Here is a 26,177-nt window from a genome sequence, read left to right as displayed (position 1 = left end):
AATTGGTAGAGATTGATGAGTTCAGGTGAAAACCGGTTTCGCGTTCATCTCGAGTGCGAGGCCTGCAACCGCCATGGCGAGGCGCAGGCGCACGAATATGGCGGTTGGTCGAACACGCATCGCGACGTCCGGGTCCACTATCATGATGTTTCGCCAGGCTTCGTTGCGCTGTCGTCGGGGGGCGGCCACGAGGGCTACGACGTCGCCTGCGGCCATTGCGGCAAGGACGCCCGCATCCGCCGCGCGCGCCACGTTGCCTGGCATGCGCAGCAGCTCGTGGATCCGGCACCGGCGTTCGTGCCGCGCAGCTTCTGGGAAGTCGCGACGAGCGGCTTCCGGCAGCGGGCCGTCGAGAACGACTGGTAGCTGACCGGTCAGCCGGTCCGGGCCGCGGGCGAAAGCCCGGCTGCCCGACCGGGTAGGGGCCGTGGCCGTCGGCGCAGCTCAGAGATGGCTGAGCCAGACGTCGAGCACGGCGGAGCGCTTCTCGGTGCGCACCACCTCGAGCGCTTCCGCAACCGCCGCGTCGAGATCCTCCGGACGCTCCACCTTCCGCGCCCAGGCGCCACCGGCTGCCGCCGCGATGTCGGCATAGGCCGGCGAGGGGTCGAACGACAGGTCGAGGTCGTTGGCCTTGGAGGCGTAGCCGTCCGGATGGACGGAGAGCGCGGAGAAGCGCGGCGCCTTCCAGCCCCGATTGTTGTAGACGACCTGCAGGAAGGGCGTCTGGTACTTCGCCGCCATCCAGTGGACGGTGGAGGGAATGGAGAACATGTAGCAGCCGTCGCCGGAGAGCGCGACGACGGTCTTCTCGGGCGCCGCCAGCTTGGTGCCCACCGCCGCGCCGCCGTTCCAGCCGAGCGAGCCGCCGCCACTGGCGAAGTAGGAGCCCGGCCGCGTCATCCGCATGTGGTTGGCGATCACCGTGTAGTTGGTGATGCCCTCCGACAGCACGATGGTGGTGTCCGGGTCGATATGCCGGCGGACCGTGGCCGTCAGATATTCCGGCGTGATCAGGCCCTCGGGCTGGGCGGCCTGGGCCTCGATCTCGGCCCGGCGCCGGTCGCTCGCAGCGGCGTAGTGCCTGCTGCGCGCCTTCACGGCCTTCGCGTCCGGCTTGCGCGCATCCAGCGCGGCGTTGAGCTGGGCGAAGGCGGTCTGCGCGTCGGCACGCACGGATTCCTCCGCGCCGATATACCAGAGCGGCATGTTCTCCTTCAGCGGATCCACGTCGATGTGGACCACGGGCGTGCCCTCGGACGGCTTGTTGTGGCTCGGGATCCACGGCACGTCGCTGTCCACCACCAGCACGAAGTCGGCCTCGGCCAGCGCCTCGTTCTGGAAGGGCTCGTTCCACTGGTTGCCGAGATAGAGCGGGTGATCGTGCGGGATGTTCAACGCGCTGGGAACGGATTCGTGCACGCCCATGCCGACCCGCTCGCAGAAGCGCACCAGCTCCGCCACCGCGTCGGGATTGCGGCCGGCATAGGACGTGACCAGCAGCGGCCGCTCGGCCTTCTCCACGTGGTCGAGGATGCGGCCGATGGCAGCCTCCGTCAGCGCGCCCGGGTCGACCGGGCGCCACTGGCGCGGATCGATGGTCACCGGCTCGGCGATGTCCGCCTCCATCACCTCGCGCGCGCCCATCAGGTAGACCGGGCCCTTCGGATCGGTGGAGGTGAACTGCAGGGCGCGGTGCACGACCTGCTTGATGTTGGTGCCGGTGCGAATCTCGGTGTCGTACTTGGTGTAGCCGCGGATGATGCCGCGCTGGTCGTGGACGTCCTGGATCCACTGGATGAACTCGTTGCGGCTGCCCTTCATCTCGCCGTCCTGGGTGAAGGGCGAGGCGCCGGCGAAGATCAGCATCGGCACGTGGCCGCGCGCGGCGTTGTGGACCGCGCCGGCCAGCGCCTGGGTGCCGCATTCCACGTGCACGAGCACGAGCTGCGGCTTGCCGGTCACCTGGGCGTAGCCGTGGGCGGCGCTCATCCCCACCATCTCATTCGGCGAGGTGATGACGGCGGGGATCTTGCGGCCGGATACGCGCGCCTCGGCGATCGCCTCGATCAGCGCCGGATGGTCGCTGCCGAAATTGGCGAAGATGCAGGAGATGCCGGCCTCGTCGAGGGCCTCCAGGAAGGCGGTGCTTGTGGTGTACATGGGGGGAGCGCGGGTCCTCAGTCGAGCAGGGTGACGATCCGGCGGAGCGCCTGGATCAGCTCGTCCTTCCGCTCGCCGACAATGGCGTCGAGTTCCGTGTCGTGGGCGGCGGCGGACTTGGCCAGCATGGCGAGCTTTTCTTCCCCGTCGGGGGTGAGGAACAGCGCGTAGCTGCGCCGGTCGCTCGGAATGGCGCTGCGCCGGACGAGGCCGTCGCGCAGCAGATCCCGAAGGACGGGCGTGATCGTCGACTTGTCACGGCCGGAGGCGCGCGACAGGGTGATGGGCGTGATGCCGGGATTGTGGTGGATCAGGGTCAGGACGGCGTACCAGCCGGGGCGCAGGTCGGTCTCGCCCGTATGGCGCTTGAAGGCCTTGAACGAGGCGTTCTGGGCAAGCCGCAGATGAAAGCCGACCGCGCTGGCGAGGGAGCCGAATTCGAGCTGCTCGTCAGTCCCCAGAGGCGATCGGAGGGCGGTGTCGTCCTTCGCGTCTGCGGGCTTGTCCATTGCGATCGCTTCGTTCCTGTCCGGGCGATTTACCGGGCCCGATGACCGGCCGGCCGGCGTCTGCCGACCCGGCGCCGTCGCGGCAACCGGAGCGGGCAGTCCGCCGTTCCGCAACGGTTCAAGCTATATGGCACTATCAGGAAACCCGCAACTAGTTTTGCTTCAAACCATTTGGTTTCGAAGGACTCTTCGCGCGGCGGCCGGACCGCGTGGCGTGCGGCCCGAACGGCGTCAATGAAAAGGGCGCCCGACCCATGCCGGACGCCCGCTGCCTGTCGCAGGCTGGCGCCGTTTCAGCGCAGGGTGAAGCTCATCGGCACGGTGAACGACATCCGGCTGGTGCCGAGCTCCTTCGGGATCGGCGGCACGCGGGCGCGCTGCACCGCCTGAACCGCGGCCTGGTCCAGCGCCGGGTTGCCGGAGCTGCCGGCCAGCCGCGCCCCCGTTATGCCGCCCCCGGCGGAGATGCTGAACGACACGCGGGCCACGCCCTGGGCGGGACGCGCGCGCGCCGGGTAGCGCTTCTGGCGCTCGATGGCCCGACGCACCTGCTGCTGGTAGGTGGCTTTCGCCGCGGCCACCGCCGCCCGCGAAGTGGCCTGGCGGGCCTGCGGGGCCGGCTTGCCGCGCCGGGTCTCGGTCTTCCGTGGTTCGGCCTGCTGGGCGACCTTCTTGCGCTGCCCGCGCCGGCGCTGCTCCGCCTCCCGCCGCTCTTCGGCCCGGCGTGCCTCGGCCCGACGCGCTTCTTCCCGCCGCGCTGCCTCGCGGCGTTCCGCCTCGCGCTGCTCGGCGGCAAGACGCTGGCGCTCCTGCTCCAGGACCGCGCGCATCTCCTCCGTCGGTTCGGGCCTCGCCTGCGGCAGCTCGAAGGCACGCGCCTGCTTCTGCTCCACCATCTCCGGGGTGGCCAGCGGCTCCGGCGGCGGCTTGGGCAGCGGCAGCGGCGGGCCTGTGGCGACAACGGTCTCGCTGGTTTCGTCCGAAGGCGCGGCCTCCACCGGCAGCTCCGGTGCCGGCATCTCCTCCACGACCTCGGTCTCGACCGGCTCCTCCGGCTCGATCACCGGCTGCGGCTCGTCCTCGACGATTTCGGGGTCTTCGGGGAGCGGAGGCTGCTCGACCACGTCCGGTTCGGGCTCCGGCTGGGGTTCGGGTTCCGGTTCGACGACCTCCTCGGGCTCGACGGGCTCCGGCTCGGGCAGCGGCTCGACCACTTCCTCCGGAACGGGCTCGGGGTCCGGCTCCGGCTCGACGATCTCCTCCGGTTCAGCCGGTTCCTCGACGGGTTCGGAAAGCGGTTCCTCGACCGGGGCTTCCGCGACCTCGACCTCCTCGGGCTCGGGCTCTGGAAGCGGTTCCGGTTCGGCCACCTCCTCCGGCTCCGGCTCCGGCTCGGGCTCGGGTTCGGCCATCTCCTCCGGCTCCGGCACCGGCTCCGCCTCGACCGGCGGCTCTAGGGCGGTCTCGTCCTCGACGGCCTGCTCGGCGCCGGGCTCCTCGATGACCTCGGGCGGTTCTTCCACAGGCATGGAGGCACTGGCGCCGGCGGCGTTGATGACGTCGGCGTCGTCGGCGGTGGGTTCGTCGATGGCCTCGATCGGCGGCAGGTCTACGAGGATCGCCGGCTCCATGGCTGCCACCTCGAGCGGCTCGCGTTGAGGCGCGAGCGCGATCGCCGCCAGCGCCGTCGTGGCGGTCAGCACCACGAGGAAGCTGGCGGTCCAGCCGAGGCCGCGCGCCACTGTCGTGCCGCGGGAGGGGATGTGGGGATCCGGGGAGGCGGATCTGGCCATGTCACTCCTGTCCGGTTTCGCTCGGTCCGGTCGCGATCGGATCCGGCACGGCGGCGGGGGCGACGGAATCGAGGCCCACCAGGGCGATCTTGAGGTAGCCGGCGTCGCGGAGCTGGTTCATGGCTCCGATCACGTCCTCGTAGCGCAGCGTGCGGTCGGCCCTGAGATAGATGCGCGTTTCGCGGTCCCCTTCGGTGGCCTCGTCGAGGGCCGGGGATAGCGCGGCCGCCGCGATCGGATCGTTGCCGAGATAGAGCGAGCGGTCCTCGCGCATCGTGACCACCACGGGCGTGTCCGGGCGCGCCGTCTTCGCGGCGTTGGATGTCGGCAGGTCGACGCCGACGTCCACGGTGGAGAGCGGGGCGGCGACCATGAAGATGATCAGGAGCACGAGCATCACGTCGATGAACGGCGTGACGTTGATCTCGTGGGTTTCCTGAAGTTCGTCGCCTTCGGTCGGTTTGATGGCCATGGCGGGGCGTCCTATTCGGCCGCGATGGCGTAGGCCGGGGTGGGCGCGCGATCGAGGTCCCGGCCCAGGAGCCGGAGGATCGCGGCGGAGGAATCGCCCAGAAGTGCCCGGTAGGCGGCGATGCGGCGCGTGAAATGGTTGTAGATGACCACGGCGGGAATGGCGGCGACGAGGCCGAGCGCGGTGGCCAGCAGCGCCTCGGCGATGCCGGGCGCGACGACGGCGAGGTTGGTGGTCTGGGTCTCGGCAATGCCGATGAAGGAATTCATGATTCCCCAGACCGTGCCGAACAGGCCCACGAAGGGGGCGGTGGACCCGATCGTGGCCAGCACGCCGGTGCCCTGGGTGATGCGCCGGGCCGCGGCGGCCTCCAGGCGCACGAGACGGCTTTCCGCCCGTTCCTTGATGCCGGCGGCGGCGAGACCCTCCGACTGGTTCAGCTCCTCCTCCGCTGCGGCCACCAGCCGGGCCACCGTGCCACGCCCGCCGAGGGCGTCGCGGGCGTCCGCCAGGGTGCGGGCCGACGAGACGCGGGCCAGGGCGCGCCTGGAGCGCGCCAGCGAACCGGCGAGTTCGAGCGTCTTGAAGAGCCAGACCGTCCACGTCACGAGAAAGGCGAGGACGAGACCGATCATCACCGCCTTGACGACGATGTCCGCGGCCATGAACATCCCCATGGGGCTGAGGTCGTGGCCCATGTCCCCGGTGGGAGCCCACGCCTCCATCTGCGAAAACAGCATCTCGTCCATGAACCTTCAGAACCCTGTTAGCGCCGAAACCGGGGCGGTCGGCATCGTCTGCCGTCCGCCCCGGTTCGCGACCGGTTGGTGATGTCTGGGTCGGAGCCGGCGGAGGGTCAGGATCTCCGCCGGCCGCCGTGGTACCCGTCCGTCAGCGACGCGTTGATTGCATCCGCGGCCGGGTGATGCGGGCCTCGCCCGGTGTCAGGCGCCGACCTTCGGCGTGACGGTCTGCAGGATCTCGAAACCCTCGAACTCGGGATGGCCCATGTAGAGCACCTTGCGATCACCGGCGCCCTTGTGTGCATCGCGGAAGGACTGCGAGCGCGTCCAGGCCTCGAAAGCGTCCCGCGACTCCCAGATCGTGTGCGAGGAGTAGAGGGTGTGATCCTCGTGCTCGGGACCCTTCAGAAGGTGGAACTCGACGAAGCCGGGTTCCTGATCGATATGGACCTCGCGGCCGAGCCAGACCTGCTCGAACGCGCTCTCCTCGCCGCGCAAAACCTTGAAGCGGTTCATGGCGATAAACATTAGATCGGAATCCTTCTAATAAACAGCGTTCGATTAGTTGAGCTTGCCGCCAAGGCGCAAGTCGAGGGTAAGCTTTGCGTTGAGGCCCGGAGCGGCTTCAGCGTCCAGGAACGGCTGATAATACGTATCGAACACGTTGTCGATATTGAGACCGACGGAGACGCGGTCGTCCACATTGTAACTGGCAAAGAGATCGAGCAGCGCGTAGGCGTCGGACTCGAGGCCGGGCGAAACCTTCTCCTGGGCGGCGACCAGGCTCAGTCGGCCGCCGGCGGTCAGCTTCTGCTCAAGGGCGCGGAAGCCGCCGGAAAGGATCAGCCGGTCCGGCGGGATCGTGTCGAGGTCGCTGCCGGTCTCTGCATCGGTGCCCCGGGCGATGGTTCCCGACAGGCCCGCGAACCAGCGGCCCGCGTCGTAGTCGATGCCGGCCTCGAAGCCCCACAGGTTGGCCTGGCTGATGTTCTCGTACTGGTAGCAGAAGGGCGGAGACGAGCAGGTCGCGCCCGGACGGAACGAGAAGGGCACCACGACCGCGCCGATATAGTCGTCCACCTGGTTGTAGTAGCCGAGCACCCGGGCGCGGATGCCGTCACCGTCCTGGATCACGTCATCGAAGCGGAAGTTGACGCCGCCTTCGAAGTTGTGGGCGGTTTCCGGCTTCAGGTCGGCGTTCGGCAGGAAGGTGAAAGGCGGGGCGCCGCCGACGGGCGGATGGGTGCCGGTCCAGGTGGTCTCGGTGAGCGAGGGCGCGCGGTAGGCCTCCGCGTAGGTGCCGAACACCGTGATCCAGTCGGCCGGCGTCAGGCCGACGGTCAGGCGCGGCGAGAGATGGTCGCCGGAGCTGGTCGTGCCCTGGCCATCCATGTCGTAGCCGTCGAACCGCAGGGCGCCGATCACGTCCAGCATGCCGATCGTCATCTGGTCCTGGATGTAGGTGCCGTAGACGTTGCGGCTGCCGGGCGGGGTGAACTCCTCGCCGCTGGAGAACGGGTCCGGATCGGAGGTCTTCACCTGGTCGCGGAACGCGTCGGCGCCGTAGGTGATGGCGTGATGGGTCTGGCCGAGCATCACCCGGGAGGTGTTGAAGACGTCGACGCCGGTGGTCTCGATCTTGAACTCGCGCTCGGAGCCGAGGCTCGGCCGCGGGAAGTAGTTCGGCACGCCGACGATGGTCTGATCGGTCTTGGTGGAGGTGTAGTAGACCTGCGCGGAGAGGTCGAAGAAACGGTCCTCCGGCCGCTGGTAGCGGTATTTCAGCCGGTAGGTCTCGGTGGTCGTGTCGGTGTCGTAGACGGTGCCTTCGCCCTGGTCGTAGGTGGCGTTGTAGAGGATGCCGGTGGCGGTCAGCTCATGGCCGTCGGCCGGCCGGGCCCGCGCCTCGAAGAGGCCGGACTTCAGATCGTAGCCGGAATTCGGGATCTTGTTGCCGGCGCCGTCGGTGTAGTCGCTGTAGCTCGCCCAGGTGCCGGCGGCGACGGCATCGAATGCCGTGCCGACACGGGCCGCGACCTCGGCGTGGCCGTTGAGGCCCTTGCTGTTGGTCTCGTAGCGGCCCTTCAGCCGGCCGGCGACGTCCTCGCCCGGCTTCAGGACGTCATCCGCGGTCAGGGTGCGGAAATCCACGACGCCGCCGATGGCACCGGAGCCGTAGATGGTGGAGACGGGGCCGCGGGTCACGTCCACCGAGCGGATCATCTCCGGGTCGATGTAGAACATGCCGTTGGCGTTGTGGCCGGAGCGCTGGAAGTTCTGTCGGGCGCCGTTGATCATCACGTTGACGCGGCCGAAGTCCTGCAGGCCGCGGATGTTGATGGCCGTCGCCGGGTCGTCGGCGTTCTCGTCGGTCCAGACGCCGGGCAGCGTGTCGAGGACATTGGAGACGCGGCTCGGGGCGAACTCCGTCTCCATCGTGTCGCGATCGACCACGGTGGACCCGGAGAGGGCGTCGTAGGGCGCGCTTTCCGTCCGGGTGGCCGTATGCGTCGTGACGGTGATCGTTTCCAGGGCGACGGCGTCCTGCCCCAGGACCACGGCGTCCTGTGCCTGTACGTGTCCCGTCAGAACGAGAATGGATGCGGAGGCGAGGAGCACGCTCCTCGAAAGCCCGAGTGCCATCGGCCAGCCCTTCTGAATTGTCAGTCGTTGACGCATTCGGCTGGCTGGCTGGAGCGCTGGACGCGGTTGCTGGCTTGCCTGATTTTTGTTGCGAGCGATTCCGAACTGCTACGCGTTGCGGACCGTATGAATATGGACTAAACGAGTCAACAATCATGCGGCGCACAGGTTGCGTTGACCCAAAAATGTGTCGCGTTTGCAACAACTTGGAAGGATTCCATAGTGGCGGACCAGAGGTCCGAAGGCAGTCATTCGCGAAGCGTCCCGGCCAGTCCCTCCGAAGGGCGCGGAGACCCTCCTCGCTGGCGGGTCGAGGAGATTTGCGGACCGGGCGGAGAGGCCCGCATCGAACTTGACGGAGACGTCTACCGGCTCCGCATCACGGCGCGTCGGCGCCTGATCCTGACGAAATAGCGACAGCGGTGAGGACATGACCAATCGACCGACCGGTCCCGGCGCGGGACGGCAGCCGGATCCCCGGCGCATGATGGCCCTGGCGGCGGGCGCGGCCCTGGCCGCGGCGCTTGTCGCGGCTCCGGCCCAGGCCGGCGAGGTTGCGAGCCTGCCGGAGTGTTCCGCGCCGGACGCGCGTCTCGACACCAGCCGCATCGTCTCCATCGGCGGGACCGTGACGGAAATCCTGCACGATCTCGGCGCCGACGACAGCATCGTCGCGGTGGATACCACCAGCCTCTACCCGCCGGAGATGCTGCGCGAGAGGCCGAATGTCGGCTACATGCGGGCCTTGTCGGCGGAGGGCGTTCTGTCCATGTCGCCGTCGCTGCTTCTCGTGACGGAAGGGGCCGGCCCGCCCAACGTCATCGACGTCCTGAAGCGGGCCTCGGTGCCCTATGTCACCATCTCCGACGAGGCGACGCCCGAGGCCGTTGCCGACCGCATTCTCCGCATCGGGCAGGTGGTCTGCGCGGAGGCGGCGGCCGCCGAACTCGCCGAAACCGTGACGGCGCGCTTCGCGGCGCTGGAAACCGCCGTTGCCGCCGTCGACGAGCCGAAGCGGGTCCTCTTCGTGATGTCGGTGCAGAACGGCCGGCCGATGGTGGGCGGCACGGACACCGCGGCCGATGCCATCATCCGGCTTGCCGGCGCGGAGAACGCGGCGGCCTCTCTCGAAGGCTACAAGCCGATGAGCGACGAGGCGGTGCTGGAAGCCGCGCCCGATGCCCTCCTCATGATGGAGTCCGGCGCCCACCGCAGCGGCGATGTGCTGGCCGAACCGGCCTTCCGCCTGACGCCCGCGGCGGAGACCGGCACCCTTGTGACCATGGACGGGCTGCTGCTTCTCGGGTTCGGTCCGCGCACCCCGATGGCGGCCGCACGCCTGGCCGAGACCCTCTATCCCGGTCTCGACACGGGCGAGGCGGGCGTCCAGCCGTGACGGCGGTCGCAACCGGTTCGATGCGCCAGGCCGTATCGCGATCCGTCCGACCGTCGCGGCCGCTGGTGATCGGCGCTGCAGCGGTGCTGCTGGCGGCTTCCGCCATCCTGTCGCTGGCCATCGGTGCGACCGGCATCAGCCTCGACGCGCTGCCGCGGGTGATTGCGGGACTGTTCGATCCGGCCATAGCAGCCGACCCGGCAGCGATTCGCGAGCGCCTGGTGCTTCTCGAGATTCGCCTACCACGCACCGTGCTCGGCGTTCTGGTCGGCGCGGCGCTCGCCGTCTCCGGCGCGGTGATGCAGGGCCTGTTCCGCAATCCGCTGGCCGATCCGGGCCTGATCGGCATCTCCAGCGGCTCTGCACTGGCAGCGGTCTCGGTGATCGCGCTGGGCGACGGCCTGCTCGCTCCCGTGGTGCAGCTTCTCGGACCCTATGCGGTGCCGGCCTGTTCGTTCGTGGGTGGCCTGGTCGCCACCGTCGTGCTCTACCGGATCGCCACGCGTGCCGGGTACACCTCCATCGCGACATTGCTCCTGGCCGGTATCGCGCTCGGCGCCATCGCCTCGGCGATCATCGGTATCATCATTTTCGGCAGCGACGACCGGGAACTGCGGGACCTCAATTTCTGGATGCTCGGCAGCATCGGTGGCGCGACCTGGCCGAAGATCGTCGGCACGCTGCCCTTCTTCCTCGCCTGTCTCGTGGCGCTGCCCTACCTGTCGCGGGTGCTGAACGCGTTCCTGCTGGGCGAGGCGGAAGCCGGCCATCTCGGCGTCTCCATCGAGACGGCCAAGCGGATCGCCATGTTCGCCGTCGCCTGCGCGGTTGGGGCGGCGGTGGCGGTATCCGGCGTGATCGGCTTCGTCGGCATCGTCGTGCCACACATCATCCGCCTCATCACCGGGCCGGACCACCGGGTGGTGCTGCCGGCCAGTGCGCTCCTCGGTGGTGCGTTGCTTCTGGTGGCGGATGTCGGCGCGCGCGTCATCGTCGCGCCGGCGGAACTGCCGATCGGCATCCTCACCGCCCTGATGGGCGCTCCGTTCTTCCTGTGGCTGCTGATGCGCCGCCGCGGCGGGCTGGGGTAGGCGACATGCTGACCGTGACCGATATCGGGGTCCGCCGTGGCGGACGCTGGCTTCTGCAAGATGTCTCGCTGAGCGCGGAGCCGGGGGCGCGGATCGCCATCCTCGGACCCAACGGGGCGGGTAAGTCCACCCTGCTCAAGGTGATGACGGGTGAGATGACGCCCGACACGGGCGACGTGGCGTTCGACGGGGAACCGCTGGCGAGCATCCCGCGCGCCCGGCTGGCGCGCCGCCGGGCGGTGCTGCCGCAATCGTCGATGCTGACCTTTCCCTTCACGGTGCGCGAGGTGGCGGCCCTCGGCATCACGGTGCCGGCCTTTCCGCTCGACCGCGCCTCGCAGGAGCGAATCGTCGAGCGGGCCATCGCCGTGGTCGGTCTGAAGCGGCTTGCCGATGCGACCTTCGACACGCTGTCGGGCGGCGAGAAGCAGCGGGCGCAGCTCGCGCGCGTCCTGTGCCAGCTGTGGGCGTGCGCGGAGCAGGGGCCGGCCCCGCACCTGTTCCTCGACGAGCCGACGGCCAGCCAGGATCTCGCCCATCAGCTCGCCATTCTCGACGTCGCCACCGCTCATGCGGAGCGGGGCGGCACGGTGATCGCGATCCTACACGACATCAACCTCGCCGCCGCGTGGGCGGACCGGCTGGTCATCCTCAGCGAGGGACAGGTCTACGCCGATGGAACGGCCGCGCAGGTGGTGACGGAGGCGATGCTGGCGGATGTGTTCCGCGTCGTGCTGTCGCCGGGAACGGTGCCGCCGACGGCCGTGCCGTTCATCCTGCCTCAGACGGCGGTGCTCTTGGAGGACCGCGCCTTGGTTTCCTCGGGAGGGTGAGGCTGGACCACCGTCACGTCCTGTCCCTCGATGAAATCGGACAGGAAGTGGCCGTCCAGATGCGCCAGGAACGCCTCCCAGGCACCGTCCATGAGCGGAATGATTCCATCGGAACTGGTGTCGCGGGTCTCGAATGATTCGAGGGCGCGGACTGCCGCGCCGATGGAGATCTCCGCCGGATCCCGCGCCAGACGCACGCCGCCGCTGCGGCCGCGGGCGGTGATCACGAGATCGGTTTTCGTGAGCATGTTCACGAGCTTGAAGGCGTACGCCTCCGGAATCCCGGCCAGACTCGCGATCTCCGGGATCGGAGTGAGGTCGGGATGGTGGCGGCCGCACCAGACGAGAATGCGAATCGCATTGTTGGTTTGTTGGGAAAGTCGCATCTGAGCCTTCGCGCGTGTCGCATCATCGAGTCTAGTCGAAGTCTTGTGTCGGGTCGATAACGCAGCGCCCAGAGGGCTCCGACGGCCGATCACAAAAGACGGATCGGTGCGATCCGGCAACGCTGCCCACGCGGGGATGGCTCGGAACCGCCGCGGCCCGAGCCGGCCGCGGCGGGGCTTCCGGGCGCCCTGGGCTCAGCCCTCCAGGGTCGCGTCGAGGGTGATCTCGGCGTCGATCACCTTGGAGAGCGGACAGTTCTCCTTCGCGGTGGTCGCGAGCTTCTGGAAGGTCTCGTCGTCCGTGCCGGGGACCCGCGCCGTCAGGGTGAGGTGCACCTTGGTGATGGCGAAGCCGCCGTCGACCTGGTCGAGCGAGACCTTGGCCGTGGTCTTCATCTCGTCGGCGGTCAGGCCCGCCTCGCCGAGCACCAGCGACAGCGCCATGGTGAAGCAGCCCGCGTGGGACGCGCCCAGGAGCTCCTCCGGGTTGGTGCCGGGGCTGCCCTCGAAGCGGGTGTTGAACCCGTAAGGCTGGTCGCTGAGCGCGCCGCTCTCGGTGGAAATCGTGCCGCGGCCATCCTTGAGGCCGCCGGACCAAACGGCGGAACCGGTACGATTGATCGTCATGGAAGTGCCTTTCTGGTCATGGGGCGGGGGATGCCCCTGCACGCCGTAGATGACGTCCGTTGCCGCGCCTTCAATGGGGCGCGCGCCGCACGAGCCCGTCACCGCATCTCCGAGACATAGTGGAAGCCCTCGGTGGCACACAGGCTGAGGCGCCATTCCACCGGGTCGCCCATCACAGAAAAGGCGGTGCGCTCGATGGCCAAGAGCGGCGCACCCTCGGAAAGCTCAAGCCGCCGGGCGGCGTCCCGGTCGGCACCGACCGCCTTCAGCCGCTCCGAGGCGCGCGCGATGCTGATGCCGTACTGGTCTGCGAACAGGCCGTAGAGGTTGTTGGGCAGGTCGCGCCGGTCCTCCAGGCCCGGAAAGAGCCGGGCCGGCAGCGTCAGGCACTCCGCGATCACCGGTCGTCCTCCGAGGCTCCGCGTGCGCAGGATGCGCAGCACAGGCGTATCGGGATCCAGCCCCAACGCCTCCGCCTCGGCGGTGCCGGCAGTGCCCGGCCGGACCGATTCCACCTCGCTCTCGGGAAAGACGTGGCTGCCGTCGTCGCCGGTCATCCGAAAGAAGTGGAACAGCACGCGCTCGTCGTCCTGCTGGGCGACGAAGGTGCCGCGCCCCTGCCGGCGCACGATGAGATTCTCCGCCGCCATCGCGTCCAGCGCCTTGCGCACGGTGCCCTGGCTGACGGACAGCGTGGCGGCCAGCTCCTGCTCGCTGGGCAGCATCGCGCCGGGCGCCCAGAAGCCGTCGGCGAGGCGCCGGGTAAGCAGGTCGCGCACCTGCTTGTAGAGCGGCCGGAAGCCCGGCGACCCTTCCGGATCGGCGATTAGCTGGGGCGTGATCCCCGCGTGTTCCGCCCCTTTCATGCCCGGCTCCTCTTCGGCGTTGACATTCGCTCTCGTATCTTATGTCTTATATAAGACCTGTCCGAAACCATAGATCATATTAGCGGGAGTTGAAACGACATGAGCGCTCCGCACCTCCTGGTGCATGACAAGGCCGACAATGTGGGGGTCGTCGTCGTCGAGGACCTCAAGGCCGGCACCGACATGCTGTGTGTCGTCACCGAGGACAATTCGGATTTCCACCTGACGTCGAAGAACGACGTGCCGATCGGGCACAAGATCGCGCTCAAGGCGATCAAGGCCGGCGACACCGCGATCAAGTACGGTCAGGACATCGGCAAGTTCATCCAGGACGTGGAGGAGGGCGGTCACGTCCATGTCCACAACCTCAAGACCAAGCGCTGGTAGGGAGGCGAGACCATGGCTAACGCTTACGGCGACCAGACTTTCCTCGGCTATCGTCGCGAGAACGGACGCGTCGGCGTCCGCAATCACGTCGTGATCCTGCCGGTGGACGACATCTCGAACGCCGCCTGCGAGGCGGTTGCGAACAACATCAAGGGCACGATGGCCCTGCCGCACGCCTATGGCCGGCTGCAGTTCGGCGAGGACCTCGAGCTGCATTTCCGCACCATGATCGGCACGGGCGCCAACCCAAACGTGGCCGCCGTGGTGGTCATCGGCATCGAGCCGGGCTGGACCCAGGTCATCGCCGACGGCATCGCCAAGACCGGCAAGCCGGTGGCGGCGTTCTCCATCGAGCAGAACGGCGACCTGAAGACCATCATGGACGCCTCGCGCGCCGCCAAGGAGTTCGTCCACTGGGCGACCGAGCGCCAGCGCGAGGAGTGCCCGATCTCCGATCTCTGGGTCTCCACCAAGTGCGGCGAGTCGGACACGACGACGGGTCTCGGCTCCTGCCCGACCGTCGGCAACATGTACGACAAGCTCATCCCGCACGGCATCTACGGCTGCTTCGGCGAGACCTCCGAGCTCACCGGCGCCGAGCATCTCTGCGAGGCGCGCGCGGCCAATCCGGAAGCGGCGAAGAAGTTCAAGGCCACCTGGCAGGCCTACATGGACGAGGTGATCGAGCCGTTCAAGACGAGCGACCTGTCGGAATCCCAGCCGACCAAGGGCAACATCGAGGGTGGTCTGACGACCATCGAGGAAAAGGCCCTCGGCAACCTGGAGAAGATCGGCCGCGAGTGCTCCTATATCGACGTGCTCGAGCCTGCCGAGGCCCCGGCCAAGGGTGCCGGCCTCTACTTCATGGACACGTCCTCGGCCGCGGCCGAGTGCGTGACCCTGATGGGCGCCGCCGGCTACGTGGTGCACACCTTCCCGACCGGCCAGGGCAACGTCATCGGCAACCCGATCGTGCCGGTGGTGAAGATCACCGCCAACCCGCGCACGGTGCGCACCATGTCCGAGCATGTCGACGTCGACGTGTCCGGCATCCTGCGCCGCGACATGACCATCTCCGATGCGGGCGATGCCCTCATCGACACGGTGGTGCGCACGGCCAACGGCCGCGCCACGGCGGCGGAGGCCCTCGGCCACCGCGAGTTCGTCATGACGAAGCTCTACCGTAGCGCCTGATCCAGACCATCCGCCCGGGCCGGCGACGGCCCGGGCGTTCTCACGACAGCCGTCCGGAAATTAGCGGTTTCTTCCGCAAGAGAAGACCGCGACAATCAAATTCCCCAGAACGGGGCAACAAAGGCATGCCCTTCGGCGCAAGACCGACGGGCGCGCGATAAGAACGACTGCGTTTCCATAGTCTTTGGGAGGACCCGAGATGAAGAACTGTCATCGCCTGATCGCGGCCGGCCTTGCGCTGGCCTTCACCGCCGGTGCCGCGAGCGTGGCTCAGGCGCAGGACTTCCCCGACAAGTCCGTCGACTACGTGATCCCGTTCGGCCCGGGTGGCGAGTCCGATATTTCCGCCCGTCTCCAGCAGCCCTACTTCAAGGAGAAGTACGGCCAGGACATGGTCATCTCCTACAAGCCCGGCGGCGGCGGTGCCGTGGGCTGGTCGCAGCTCAATTCCTCCGATGGCGACGGCTACACGGTGATGGGCATCAACCTGCCGCACATCGTGATCCAGCCGGCCACCAAGGACGTCGGCTACACCACCGACGACGTGACCGGCATCTACTGGTTCCACTACACGCCGGACGCCATCGTCGTGCCGGCCGACAGCGACTTCCAGTCCCTGCAGGACCTGATCGACTACGCCAAGGAGAACCCGGGCAAGGTCACCATGTCCGGCTCCGGCAAGGGCACGGCCAACCACCTCGCCTCGATCCGCTTCGACGAGATGGCCGACATCAAGACCACCTACGTGCCGTTCAAGGGCACCGGTGCCGCGGTGACCGCGCTGCTGGGCAACCAGGTCTTGGCCGAGTGGGGCTACACCACCGTCGGCGCCCAGCAGGGCGACAAGGTGCGCATGCTCGCCGTGGCCATGGACGAGCGTCATCCGGCCTTCCCGGACGTGCCGACCTTCAAGGAACTCGGTTTCGACCTGGTCGGTGGCGCCTATCGCGGCATCGCGGTTCCGAAGGACACCCCGGAAGAGCTGCGCCAGAAGTGGTCGGACATCGTCGGATCGATCAACGCCGACGAGAAGTTCAAGAAGCAGATGCTCGACGGCGGCTTCGCACTGATCGACGTGCCCTACGACGAGGTCCCGGCCTTCATGGAGAAGCGCAAGGCCGAGTACCTGAAGGCCGCCAAGTCGGCCGGCATCGTCAAGTAGGACGGCTCTGCCGAACGCTTGAAACGGTTTGCCGGCGGCGCTTGCGTGCCGCCGGAACCTGCGGGCCCGGCCTGCGTGCCCACTCGGCCTTCGCCGGCCGGATCCCCGCTGCCCTTTCTCACAGTCGATCGATAGTCTCCGTCATAACCGCGCGGGCCTTGCCGCCTGCCGGCGGTTCGACAAAGCGATGAGGCCGCGATGCTCGGAGAGCACCTGGCGCAGGCACTGACGCCCCTCAACGTCCTTCTGGCGCTGGGCGGCGTCGCGGCCGGGACGATCATCGGATCGATCCCGGGACTGACGGCCACCATGGCCGTGGCGGTTCTCGTGCCGCTGACCTTCACGATGGATCCGGCGTCGGCGCTCATTCTCCTGGGCGCGATCTACACCGGCGCCATCTATGGCGGCGCCTACTCGGCGATCCTGCTCAACACCCCCGGTACGCCCTCGGCGATCGGCACCACCTTCGACGGCTACCCGATGGCCAAGCGCGGCGACGGCGACCTGGCCGTCACCATCGCCTGCCTGGGCAGCGTCGTCGGCGGCCTGGTGGGCGCATTCTTCCTGCTCACCCTGTCGCCGCCGCTGTCCGAGGTCGCGCTGGCATTCGGACCGGTTGAGTATTTCTGGCTCGCCATCTTCGGCCTGTCGCTGATCGCGGCCCTGTCTGAGGGCGCACTCGCCAAGGGGCTCATGGGCGCCTCGCTCGGCCTGCTCCTGTCCTGTGTCGGCGTCGCCGAGATCAGCGCCGACGTGCGTCTGACCTTCGGAAGCCAGACCATGATCGGCGGCATCGAGGTGGTTTCCGCCCTGATCGGCCTCTACTGCATCCCCGTGCTGATCGATCTCGTCGCCACGCCCGACCGTCACCTCAAGGTCGAAGCGGAGCAGCGCGGCTTCCGGCTGTCGGAGGCCGTGCCCATCGTCTGGCGCGAGAAGATCAACGTGGTGCGCTCGTCGATCATCGGCACCGTGGTGGGCATCCTGCCGGGCGCCGGTGGCTCGGTGGCCGGCCTCGTCGCCTATGCCGAAGCGCGGCGGGCGGCCCGCCAGGGCCAGAAATATGGCAGCGGCGAGCCGGGCGGCGTCATCGCGACGGAATCCGCCAACAACGCCACGGTGGGCGGCGGGCTGATCCCGACCCTGGTTCTCGGCATTCCCGGCACGCCGCCGGACGCCATCATCCTCGGGGCGCTGCTGGTGCAGGGGGTGCGGACCGGGCCCCAGCTCTTCGAGTCCCAGGGCTCCATCGTCTACACCTTCATCTACGGCCTGTTCCTGGCGACGCTTCTGATGCTGCCGGTCGGCCTGCTGATCGGCCGCTATGCCTACAAGACCGTCGTGACCCTGCCGAAGGCGCTGCTGGTGCCGTCGGTGGCCTTCATGACGATCATCGGCTCCTACGCCATCCGCAACTCCGTCTCCGACGTGATCATCATGATCTCGCTCGGCGCGGTCGGCTGGGTTCTGGCCCGGGTCGGCATCGCGGCCTCGCCCATCGTGCTGGGGATCATCCTCGGCCCGATCGCGGAACAGGGCTTCGTGCAGGCCTGGACCATCGGCTCGGCCATCGGCGATCTGCCCGGCATGTTCTTCGGCCGGCCGATCTCCATCGCCATCATCCTGTTCACCCTGGTGTCGCTGTTCCTGCCCGTCATCCAGGCCCGTATGCGTGCGCGGAGGATGCCCAATGCAGATTGATGCCCGTTCCACCGAGAGCCGCGATGTCGGCGGTGTCGTTGCCGCCTTCGCCCTGGTCGTCATCGGCGCCATCGCGCTCTACGATACCGCCGGCTACGCGGACATCGATTCCGCGGTGTTCCCGAGGACCGTCGCGATCGCGCTGATCCTCTCCTCGCTCGGCTACATCGTCTACGCGTTCCTGCGCCGGCCGCCGGCAGAGGAGCGCAATCCCGGCACCACGCCCCGGCGCGTGGCCCTGGTCGCGGTGATGCTCCTGTCGGTGGCGGCCATGCCGTGGATCGGCTTCATCGCCTCCGGGATCATCGCCTTCCTCTGCCTCATCCTGGTGGCGATGCACGACCCATGGACCCGGCAGCGGGCGATCCTCTACCCGATCGTTGGTATCGCTATCGTTCTCGGCTTCTTCGCGCTGTTCCGGTACGGCCTGCTGGTGCCGCTGCCGAAAGGCCGCCTGTTCTGATCCCCGGAGCGGGATGACGGCCCGGGCCCCTGGGCTCGCCGCCTCCCGCTCCCTCTCCTCGGCCCCGACCGCGGAGCGCGTGGTACTGGCTGCCATCGCGCGTCCGTGCTCCAACCCGATACAGGAACCTCCATGCGCATCCTCGACATCCGCGAGCGCTCGGCGTCCATCGAGTCCGACATCGCCAACGCCTACATCAACTTCTCCAAGATGACGGTCAGCGTCGTCGCGGTCGTCACCGACCAGATGCTCGACGGCAAGCCGCTGGTGGGCTTCGGCTTCTCCTCCAACGGGCGCTACGCCCAGGGCGGCATTCTGCGCGAACGGCTGATCCCGCGGATCATGGAGGCCGATCCCGACAGCCTGCTCGACGCCGACGGCATCCTCGACCCCGTCGCCGTGTCGAAGGCGGCGCTCACCAACGAGAAGCCCGGCGGCCACGGTGACCGGGCCGTCGCCATGGGCGCGCTGGACATGGCGATCTGGGACGCCACGGCGAAAGCCGCCGGCCAGCCGCTCTGGAAGCTGCTGTCGGAGCGCTATTCCGGCGGCCGGGCCGACGAGACGGTGATGGTCTATCCCGGCGGCGGCTACTACTACCCGGGCAAGGGGCTCGACGCGCTCCAGGACGAGATGCGCGGCTACCAGGACGACGGCTACTCCGTCGTGAAGATGAAGATTGGCGGCGCGCCGCTGAAGGACGACGTGGCGCGCATCGAGGCGGTGCTCAAGGTGGTTGGCGGCGGCCACAACCTGGCCGTCGACGCCAACGGCCGCTTCGACCTGGAGACCGGGCTTGCCTATGCCAAGGCGATCACCCCGTTCGAGCTGTTCTGGTACGAGGAGATCGGCGATCCCCTCGACTATGCCCTGAACGCCGCCGTTTCCGAGCTCTATCCCGGCCCCATCGCCACCGGCGAGAATCTGTTCTCCCACCAGGATCTGCGCAACCTGCTGCGCTATGGCGGCATGCGGCCCGATCGCGACTGGATCCAGCTCGATCCGGCGCTCTCCTACGGACTGACGGAATATCTGAACGTGCTCGCGGTGGTGGACCAGATGGGCTGGTCGCGGCGCCGCTTCATCCCGCATGGCGGCCACCAGCTGGCCCTTAATATGGCGGCGGGGCTTGGCCTCGGCGGGTCGGAGTCCTATCCCGGTGTCTTCCACCCGTTCGGCGGATTCGCCGACGACTGCGTCATCCGCGACGGCCGTGCGACCCTGCATGACACGCCGGGCCTCGGCGTCGAGCTGAAGCAGGTCCTTCACGCCCATCTTCGCGAGATACTGGAGCTCGACTGACCATGGCCGACGTCCTCATCACCGAATTCATGGACGAAACGGCCGTGGACCTGTTGCGGTCCCGCTATTCGGTCTACCACGATCCCTCTCTCGCCGACCGCCAGGGCGAACTGCCGGGCCTCATTGCGGATGCTCGCGCCATCATCGTGCGCAACCGCACGCAGGTGAACGCGGCGCTGCTTGCCGCCGCGCCGAAGCTGGAGGCCGTCGGCCGTCTCGGGGTTGGGCTCGACAATATCGACACGGCGGCCTGCGAGGCGCGTGGCGTGACGGTGTTCCCGGCCACCGGTGCCAACGCCATTGCCGTCGCCGAGTACGTCATCGCCACCGCTTTGGTGCTGGTGCGCGGCGCTTACCTGTCCTCCCAGCGCCTGGTGGCCGGTGAATTCCCGCGGGCCGAGCTCACCGGAGGCGAACTGCACGGCCGGCGCCTCGGCCTCGTCGGCTTCGGCGGCATCGCCCGCGAGGTCGCCACCCGCGCCCGTGCCTTCGGCATGGCGATCTCCGCCTACGACCCGTTCGTGGAAGCGGGCGATCCGATCTGGAAGGGGGTCGAGCAGGTCACCGACATCGACCGGCTGGCGGCGGAAGCCGACGTCATCTCGCTGCACGTGCCGCTCACCGACGCCACCCGCAACCTCTTCGGCGCCGAGACCATCGCCGCGATGAAGGACACCGCCATCCTCATCAACACCGCCCGCGGCGGCATCATCGACGAGCCGGCGCTGGTGGCGGCGCTGAAGGCCGGAACGCTGGGCGGCGCCGCCATCGACGTCTTTGCCGGCGAGCCGCTGGACGCGGAGAAGGGTGCTGTCTTCGCGGACTGCCCCAACCTGATCCTCACCCCGCACATCGGCGGGCTGACCGACGAGGCCAACGACCGCGTCAGCCGGCTCACCGCCGAGAACGTCCTCAAAGCGCTGGAGGCCCGTCGATGAGCGGTCAGACCGTATCCTTCGACGAAGCGGTCGCCTACGTCGCCCGCGTGCTGGAAGCCAGCAACACCAGCGCGCCCAACGCCCGCCGGGTGGCCGAGGCGCTGGTGCTGGCCGAGGCCGACGGCCTGAAGGGCCACGGCCTGTCGCGGCTCGACTCCTATGCCGCGCAGGCGGCGTCGGGGAAGGTCGACGGCTTCGCCACGCCCTCGGTGGCCCGTCGTGCCAGCGCGGCCCTGGCCATCGACGGGGCCAACGGCTTCGCCTATCCGGCCATCGATCTTGCCGTCGACGGCCTCGCCGGCCTTGCGCCGGTGACGGGTGTGGCCGCTGCCGGGGTGCGCCGCTCGCACCATTGCGGCGCGGCGGGGCACCACGTGGAGCGCCTGGCGGAAAAGGGGCTCGTGGCGCTGCTCTTCGCCAACACGCCGGAAGCCATCGCGCCCTGGGGCGGCTCGAAGGCCGTGTTCGGGACCAACCCGATCGCCTTCGCCACGCCGGCGGCCGGCGGCCTGCCCATGGTCGTCGACCTGTCGCTGTCGAAGGTGGCGCGAGGCAACATCATGAAGGCCAAGCAGGAAGGCGCGCCGATCCCGGAAGGCTGGGCGCTCGGCCCGGACGGAGAGCCGACCACCGATGCCGAGGTCGCTCTCAAGGGCACCATGGTCGCCATGGGCGACGCCAAGGGCGCGGCGCTGGCGCTGGTGGTGGAAATCCTGGCCGCCGGACTGACCGGGGCGAACTTCGCCACGGAGGCAACCAGCTTCTTCGATGCCGAAGGGGCGCCTCCCGGCACCGGCCAGCTGATCCTGGCCTTCGATCCGAAGGCGTTCGGCGGCGACGGATTCGCGGCCCGCATGGCGGCGCTCGCCGGCCTGATCGAGGCCCAGGACGGCACCCGGTTGCCCGGGCGCCGGCGCTACGCCAACCGCGAGAAGGCCAGGGCCGAGGGCATCGTTCTGCCCGCGGCCATGCTGGAGAAGTTCGGAGCGCTCTGAGCAATCCCAGGAAAAGTGGGAACCGGTTTTCCGTCCGGGATTGCGTTGAAAGAGAGCAATCCCAGGAAAAGTGGGAACCGGTTTTCCGTCCGGGATTGCGTAGGGAAAAGTCTTTTCCGCTCACGCGAGCTCACTTCGTTCGCCGCTGCGCGGGCGCGCCCTGACCGGGCGGCGCGCGGTCGCGCGCTGGCAAGAGCAATCCCAGGAAAAGTGGGAACCGGCTTTCGTCCGGGATTGCGCGGTAGGGGAATCTTTTTTCCCCTCACGCCGAGTTCGCTTGCGCTCACCGGCTCCGGGTGGGCGCCCTGACCGGGCGGCGCGCGGTCGCGCGCTGGCTTCCCGAATTCCGGTGGGCACCGGTTTGCCGGATCGGCAGGGAGGGCGCTTCTGCCTCAGTGGGCCATGAAGACCGGTACCGGCGATTCGGCGATCAGGTAGCGCGTGGCGCCGCCGAAGATCATCTGCCTGAGCCGGCTCTGGGTGTAGGCGCCCTTCACCAGCATGTCGCAGCCGAAGGCGTTGGCCTCGGCCAGGATCACCTCGCCGGAGCGGATCTTGCCGTCCGGCAGCAGCTTCAGCTCGGCGTCGACGCCGTTCTCGGCGAGCCGGCGCTGGATCTGCTCGCCGCCGGGGCGCAGTCCCATGCCGCCGTCGTCGGCGAAAATGATGGCGCGGCTGGCCTGGCAGATCAGCGGCTTGGAGAAGGCGATGGTGCGGGCCGTCTCGCTCGACCCGTTCCAGACGATGCCAACCGACGCGCCGAAGCTCTCCACCGGCTTCTGCGGCGCCACCATGATCGGCCCGCCACTGTCGAAGAGCGCGGCCTCCAGCGAGGTGATGGAGCTGCCGCTGGCGCGGGCGGTGGGCTGGCCGACGACGGTGAGGTCGAAGGCGCGTCCGAACGAGCCGAGAAACTCGTCGCCGCTGGCGGGGTCGGAGTGCCAGCGGAAGCGCGCCCCCTTCGGGGCCGGTATGTCCACCGATTCCGCCGTGCCCAGTCCCGCCTCTGTCATGATGCGTTCGAATTGGGCGCGCGCCTCCGCGTCGGAGCGCTGGTCGTCCCATTCCGGGTCGGTCACGATGGCCACGCTCGCCGGGTCCCAGCCGATGGCGGCGATCTGCGGGCGGCGCAGCGCGAAGCCCGTCACCACCGCGTCGAGCTTGCCCGCAAGCTGTGCGGCTAGCGACAGGATCCGGCCGCTTCCGTCATGCGGCTCGACAGGCACCAGGATTGTTTTCATCTCACCCCTCCGAAACGCAATTGCCGCTAGAGCATTTTACTCCCGAAGGAAACTCCCGAACCGGCCGGTGTCCCGGATTTCCGGACACCGGAGGCTCCCGCGCGGCCAGCCGGTGGTAGTGTGCGGCGCGAACATGGTCCGAGCCTGCCCTCGACTTCATCGAACCCAGACCCTAAAGACGCCTTCTCTCGTCTGCGCGACAACGCCACGTCGCGCGTTGCCAGTGTGAGAGCCTGCCGCCAGATGTCCACCTCCGAGCCCGAATCGCCCGTGGAAACGACTCCGCGGCAGCGCTCGGCCTTTCTGGCAATCTTTCCATCCATCATTCTGCCGATCTTTCTGGCGGTGGTCGATCAGACAATCGTCGCCACCGCGCTGCCGGCCATCGCCGCGTCGTTCGGCGAGGTCGACCGGCTGTCCTGGGTGGTGGTCTCCTACCTGGTGGCGGCGACCATCGCCGCGCCCGTCTACGGCCGGCTGGGAGACGTGCTGGGCCGCCGGCGGCTGATGTTCGTGGCGCTGTTCGTCTATCTCGGCGCCTCGCTCCTGTGCGGCCTGTCCGTCTCCATCGAGATGCTGACCCTCGGCCGGATCCTGCAGGGCTTCGGCGGCGGCGGGCTGATGACGCTTTCCCAGGCGCTGGTTGGGGAGACCGTCACGCCGCGCGAGCGGGCCCGCTATCAGGGCTACATCGCCACCGTCGCGGTCTGTTCCAGCACCTTCGGCCCGGTCGCGGGCGGCTTTCTCACCGAGCATTTCGGCTGGCAGTCGGTGTTCCTCATCAACCTGCCGCTTGGCGTGCTCGCCTTTGTGCTGGCGCTCAGGCTTCCCAGGCGGCCCGGCTCCGGCGAGCGCTTCCGCTTCGACGGGCTGGGGCTCCTGTGGTTCTCCATCTTCATCAGCTCGGTGCTTATCATGCTGGAGCAGGTGCAGGACGTGCTGCTCGGCGTCTGGGTCTGGCAACTGGTCCTGTTCGCCCTGGCCCTGCTGGCCATCGTGCTGCTTTTCCGGCGCGAGCGCCGCGCGTCGTCGCCGCTTCTGCCACTGCCGCTGATGGGCGCTCCCGCGATCTGGCGCTCCGATGCGCTGGCCGCGTGCCACGGCGGCATGCTGGTCGCCATGATCACCTACCTGCCCTTCTTCTACCGGGTGGCGCACGGGGCGTCCGCCGCGGAGACCGGCCTGCTGCTGCTGCCACTGACCGCCGGCATCGGCCTCGGCTCCATGGTGACGGGCCGTATCGTCGGCCGCACCGGCATGACCGCGATCTTCCCCTCGGTCGGGCTGACGGCGGCTGTCGCCATTCTGGTCTTCATCGCCTTTGCCGCGCCCAGCCTGACCACCAACCAGACCTCCGCCGTCTTCGGCGTCCTGTCGCTCGCCATGGGGACGGTAATGGGCGTGGTGCAGCTCACAGTGCAGCTCGAGGCCGGTGCCAAGCAGCTGGGCGCAGGCGCCGCCACCGTGCAGTTCTCCCGCTCGCTGGGCGCGGCCGTCGGGACGGCGCTGGTCGGCGTGGTGCTGTTCTCCTCCATGGCGGTCTCCAACCCGGAGGCCGCGGCGGCCTTTTCCAGCCTCGTTCAGGCCGGCCCCGAGGCGCTTGCCAGCCTGCCCCACGATCAGCAGGCGGCGATCCGCGAAGGGCTCGACGACGCCTTCCGCAACGCCTTCCTGTGCATCGCCGGCTTCGGCGCCATCGCCATGTATCTCGCCTGGTCGCTGCCGCTGCGGCGCATCTGACAGGGTCGAGAATCCCGCTCAGAATATCGAAATAACGGGCAGGGCGGTGCCGGCTCAATCGCAGGTGAGGGTGGCGTTCCGGCGCAGCCTGTGGCCGCTCAAGCCTCGTTTTGATCCACGATCTGCCCAGTTTTCGGGCGAAGCCTCCAAGCTTTGCGCAGCTCGCCCAAACGGTGCGTGCATTGCCCGAATTTCCATTGCAATATCGAAATTTGCTGCCCTATCCTGCGCCCGGACGAGGGATCCATCACCGTTTTGAGGGGAGAACGGGACATGGCAAGACTGGCCGCAACGCTCTTGGCGAGCGCGCTTTTCATCGGACAGGCCGCCGCCGCGGAGCCGCTGAAGCTGGGTTTCGTGGCCCCGATGTCGGGCGCCCAGGCCGAGTACGGCCTGCAGATGATGAACGGCATGAAGACCTACATGGCGCAGAACGGCGACAGCGTCGCCGGGCGCGAGGTCGAGATCATCGTCAAGGACAGCGGCGGGCCCAACCCGGACGTCGCCAAGCGCCTCACCCAGGAACTCATCGTCCGCGACAAGGTGGATTTCCTGGTCGGCTACGGCTTCAGCCCGAACGCCTTCGCGGCTGCACCGCTGGCGACCGATTCCGAAACGCCGCTGATCATCTTCAACGCCGCGACGTCCTCCATTCCGACGAAGTCGCCCTTCATCGCGCGGGTGTCCATGACGCTGGCCCAGCATGCCTATGGCATCGCCAAGTGGGCCAACGGCGAGGACATCAAGACCGTCTACACGCTTTACGCCGACTACGCGCCGGGCCGGGACGCGAACGCCCAGTTCACCAAGATCTTCACCGAGGGCGGCGGCGAGATCGTCGGCGAGATCGGCGTGCCGCTCTCCAGCCCCGACTTCGGCCCCTACATGCAGCGCATCAAGGACGCCAAGCCGGACGCCATCTTCATGTGGTTCCCGTCCGGCGAGCTGGCCAACACCATGCTCAAGGCCTACCGGGCGCGCGGTCTCGACGACGATGGCATCGTGGCGCTCGGCACGAGCGACCTGGTAGACGACAACTCGCTCGATTCCATGGGCGAGGACGCCGTCGGCCTGATCACCGCCGCCCACTATTCGGCCGCCCACGACAGCGAGCTGAACAAGGCTTTCGTAAAGGCCTACGACGAGGTCTCCGGCGGCTCGCCGCGGCCGAACTTCATGGGCGTCGCCGCCTATGACGGCCTCGCCGCGATCTACCACGTGACCGAGGAACTCGGCGGCGACGTCTCCGACGGCAAGAAGGTCATGGAGCTTCTAACCGGCCTGACCTTCGAGAGCCCGCGCGGGCCCATCGAGATCAGCGCCGAGGACCGCGACATCGTCCAGAACATCTACATCCGCGAGACCAAGGACACCGGCGAGGGGCTCTACAACATCGAGTTCGAGACGATGCCGATGGTGGTCGATCCGGGCAAGGACTAGGTGAGGGGGCCGGCGCGGGCCGGATGCCTTCGGGTGTCCGGCCCGCGACGAGCGGCCTGACCGGACTGAGAACAGAAGGCCGCGATGCGGTG

Annotated in this window: 26 protein-coding genes; 15 read left to right on the top strand and 11 right to left on the bottom strand. The window is 68.3% G+C overall.

The genetic code is table 11. The features are described 5' to 3' along the window. Window positions 1-15 precede the first annotated feature (15 nt). Complete coding sequence (locus C507_RS0105500) at window positions 16-366, top strand: hypothetical protein (protein WP_018698666.1); 351 nt, start codon at window positions 16-18, stop codon at window positions 364-366. Between the two features lie 78 nt (window positions 367-444). On the opposite strand, the gene C507_RS0105495 is transcribed toward C507_RS0105500, so the two are convergent. The 7 genes from C507_RS0105495 to C507_RS0105465 all read right to left on the bottom strand — a co-directional run bounded on the left by C507_RS0105495 (window position 445) and on the right by C507_RS0105465 (window position 8,323). Beyond that, a complete protein-coding gene (locus C507_RS0105495) occupies window positions 445-2,163 on the bottom strand; it encodes a thiamine pyrophosphate-requiring protein (protein ID WP_018698665.1) in 1,719 nt (572 codons plus the stop codon). A 17-nt stretch (window positions 2,164-2,180) separates the two neighbouring features. After that, complete coding sequence (locus C507_RS0105490) at window positions 2,181-2,672, bottom strand: MarR family winged helix-turn-helix transcriptional regulator (protein ID WP_018698664.1); 492 nt, start codon at window positions 2,670-2,672, stop codon at window positions 2,181-2,183. A 293-nt stretch (window positions 2,673-2,965) separates the two neighbouring features. After that, the gene (locus C507_RS22260) at window positions 2,966-4,465 is read right to left on the bottom strand and encodes an energy transducer TonB family protein (RefSeq protein ID WP_018698663.1); all 1,500 of its coding nucleotides are present in this window, start codon (window positions 4,463-4,465) and stop codon (window positions 2,966-2,968) included. 1 nt (window position 4,466) lies between these two features. After that, a complete protein-coding gene (exbD, locus tag C507_RS0105480) occupies window positions 4,467-4,937 on the bottom strand; it encodes a TonB system transport protein ExbD (RefSeq protein ID WP_018698662.1) in 471 nt (156 codons plus the stop codon). 11 nt (window positions 4,938-4,948) lie between these two features. Further along, on the bottom strand, window positions 4,949-5,686 hold the full coding sequence (gene exbB / locus C507_RS20450; RefSeq protein ID WP_018698661.1) for a tonB-system energizer ExbB: 738 nt from the start codon (window positions 5,684-5,686) through the stop codon (window positions 4,949-4,951). 195 nt (window positions 5,687-5,881) lie between these two features. Further along, window positions 5,882-6,208: a heme-degrading protein HmuQ gene (gene hmuQ, locus C507_RS0105470; protein ID WP_018698660.1), complete on the bottom strand. Its 327-nt coding sequence runs from the start codon at window positions 6,206-6,208 to the stop codon at window positions 5,882-5,884. 33 nt (window positions 6,209-6,241) lie between these two features. Then, window positions 6,242-8,323, bottom strand: a complete 2,082-nt coding sequence (locus tag C507_RS0105465) for a TonB-dependent hemoglobin/transferrin/lactoferrin family receptor (protein WP_018698659.1) — start codon at window positions 8,321-8,323, stop codon at window positions 6,242-6,244. Window positions 8,324-8,545: 222 nt separating this feature from the next. Between C507_RS0105465 and hemP the strand changes: the two genes are divergently transcribed. The 4 genes from hemP to C507_RS20445 are packed head-to-tail and all read left to right on the top strand — an operon-like array spanning window position 8,546 to window position 11,643. Next, window positions 8,546-8,737 carry a hemin uptake protein HemP gene (gene hemP / locus C507_RS23650; protein WP_169508949.1) on the top strand — a complete coding sequence of 64 codons (192 nt, stop codon included), beginning with the start codon at window positions 8,546-8,548 and terminating at the stop codon, window positions 8,735-8,737. Window positions 8,738-8,753: 16 nt separating this feature from the next. Next, a complete protein-coding gene (locus tag C507_RS0105460) occupies window positions 8,754-9,719 on the top strand; it encodes a heme/hemin ABC transporter substrate-binding protein (protein WP_156829169.1) in 966 nt (321 codons plus the stop codon). Beyond that, window positions 9,716-10,810 (top strand): FecCD family ABC transporter permease, encoded by a 1,095-nt coding sequence (locus C507_RS0105455; RefSeq protein WP_018698657.1) that lies wholly within the window; start codon window positions 9,716-9,718, stop codon window positions 10,808-10,810. Before C507_RS0105460 ends, C507_RS0105455 begins: the two co-directional genes overlap by 4 nt. Before the next feature lie 5 nt (window positions 10,811-10,815). After that, window positions 10,816-11,643, top strand: a complete 828-nt coding sequence (locus C507_RS20445; RefSeq protein ID WP_018698656.1) for a heme ABC transporter ATP-binding protein — start codon at window positions 10,816-10,818, stop codon at window positions 11,641-11,643. On the opposite strand, the gene C507_RS20440 is transcribed toward C507_RS20445, so the two are convergent. The 3 genes from C507_RS20440 to C507_RS0105435 all read right to left on the bottom strand — a co-directional run bounded on the left by C507_RS20440 (window position 11,592) and on the right by C507_RS0105435 (window position 13,522). Next, window positions 11,592-12,029, bottom strand: a complete 438-nt coding sequence (locus C507_RS20440; protein WP_018698655.1) for an RrF2 family transcriptional regulator — start codon at window positions 12,027-12,029, stop codon at window positions 11,592-11,594. The two genes, C507_RS20445 and C507_RS20440, sit on opposite strands and share 52 nt — an antisense overlap. 195 nt (window positions 12,030-12,224) lie before the next feature. Next, on the bottom strand, window positions 12,225-12,656 hold the full coding sequence (locus C507_RS0105440; RefSeq protein WP_018698654.1) for an OsmC family protein: 432 nt from the start codon (window positions 12,654-12,656) through the stop codon (window positions 12,225-12,227). Window positions 12,657-12,754: 98 nt separating this feature from the next. Next, complete coding sequence (locus C507_RS0105435) at window positions 12,755-13,522, bottom strand: GntR family transcriptional regulator (RefSeq protein WP_018698653.1); 768 nt, start codon at window positions 13,520-13,522, stop codon at window positions 12,755-12,757. 99 nt (window positions 13,523-13,621) lie between these two features. Here C507_RS0105435 and C507_RS0105430 point away from each other — a divergent pair, with 99 nt between their 5' ends. From C507_RS0105430 to C507_RS0105395, 8 genes are all read left to right on the top strand, one after another. After that, entirely contained in the window at window positions 13,622-13,909 is a 288-nt protein-coding gene (locus C507_RS0105430) for a UxaA family hydrolase (RefSeq protein ID WP_018698652.1), read from the top strand. 12 nt (window positions 13,910-13,921) lie between these two features. After that, the gene (locus C507_RS0105425; protein WP_018698651.1) at window positions 13,922-15,103 is read left to right on the top strand and encodes a UxaA family hydrolase; all 1,182 of its coding nucleotides are present in this window, start codon (window positions 13,922-13,924) and stop codon (window positions 15,101-15,103) included. A 199-nt stretch (window positions 15,104-15,302) separates the two neighbouring features. Then, a complete protein-coding gene (locus C507_RS0105420; RefSeq protein ID WP_018698650.1) occupies window positions 15,303-16,265 on the top strand; it encodes a Bug family tripartite tricarboxylate transporter substrate binding protein in 963 nt (320 codons plus the stop codon). Between the two features lie 198 nt (window positions 16,266-16,463). Next, the gene (locus tag C507_RS0105415) at window positions 16,464-17,966 is read left to right on the top strand and encodes a tripartite tricarboxylate transporter permease (protein WP_018698649.1); all 1,503 of its coding nucleotides are present in this window, start codon (window positions 16,464-16,466) and stop codon (window positions 17,964-17,966) included. Then, window positions 17,956-18,429: a tripartite tricarboxylate transporter TctB family protein gene (locus C507_RS0105410; RefSeq protein WP_018698648.1), complete on the top strand. Its 474-nt coding sequence runs from the start codon at window positions 17,956-17,958 to the stop codon at window positions 18,427-18,429. Before C507_RS0105415 ends, C507_RS0105410 begins: the two co-directional genes overlap by 11 nt. Before the next feature lie 132 nt (window positions 18,430-18,561). Beyond that, a complete protein-coding gene (locus C507_RS0105405) occupies window positions 18,562-19,731 on the top strand; it encodes a mandelate racemase/muconate lactonizing enzyme family protein (RefSeq protein WP_018698647.1) in 1,170 nt (389 codons plus the stop codon). A 2-nt stretch (window positions 19,732-19,733) separates the two neighbouring features. Beyond that, window positions 19,734-20,669: a hydroxyacid dehydrogenase gene (locus C507_RS0105400; protein WP_018698646.1), complete on the top strand. Its 936-nt coding sequence runs from the start codon at window positions 19,734-19,736 to the stop codon at window positions 20,667-20,669. Beyond that, on the top strand, window positions 20,666-21,664 hold the full coding sequence (locus tag C507_RS0105395) for an Ldh family oxidoreductase (RefSeq protein WP_018698645.1): 999 nt from the start codon (window positions 20,666-20,668) through the stop codon (window positions 21,662-21,664). The genes C507_RS0105400 and C507_RS0105395 overlap by 4 nt, the downstream gene beginning before the upstream one ends. Window positions 21,665-22,056: 392 nt before the next feature. Here the strand turns inward: C507_RS0105395 and C507_RS0105390 are convergent, their stop codons facing one another. Further along, window positions 22,057-22,905: a universal stress protein gene (locus tag C507_RS0105390; protein WP_018698644.1), complete on the bottom strand. Its 849-nt coding sequence runs from the start codon at window positions 22,903-22,905 to the stop codon at window positions 22,057-22,059. A gap of 270 nt (window positions 22,906-23,175) precedes the next feature. Here C507_RS0105390 and C507_RS0105385 point away from each other — a divergent pair, with 270 nt between their 5' ends. Beyond that, window positions 23,176-24,645, top strand: coding sequence for an MFS transporter (locus tag C507_RS0105385; protein WP_040400713.1), 1,470 nt, complete (start codon window positions 23,176-23,178; stop codon window positions 24,643-24,645). 273 nt (window positions 24,646-24,918) lie between these two features. Further along, entirely contained in the window at window positions 24,919-26,085 is a 1,167-nt protein-coding gene (locus C507_RS0105380) for an ABC transporter substrate-binding protein (RefSeq protein ID WP_018698642.1), read from the top strand. Window positions 26,086-26,177: the final 92 nt, after the last annotated feature.

Source organism: Amorphus coralli DSM 19760 (genome assembly GCF_000374525.1).
GTDB classification, from domain to species: Bacteria; Pseudomonadota; Alphaproteobacteria; order Rhizobiales; family Amorphaceae; genus Amorphus; species Amorphus coralli.
This window is presented reverse-complemented; position numbering and strand designations above follow the sequence as displayed.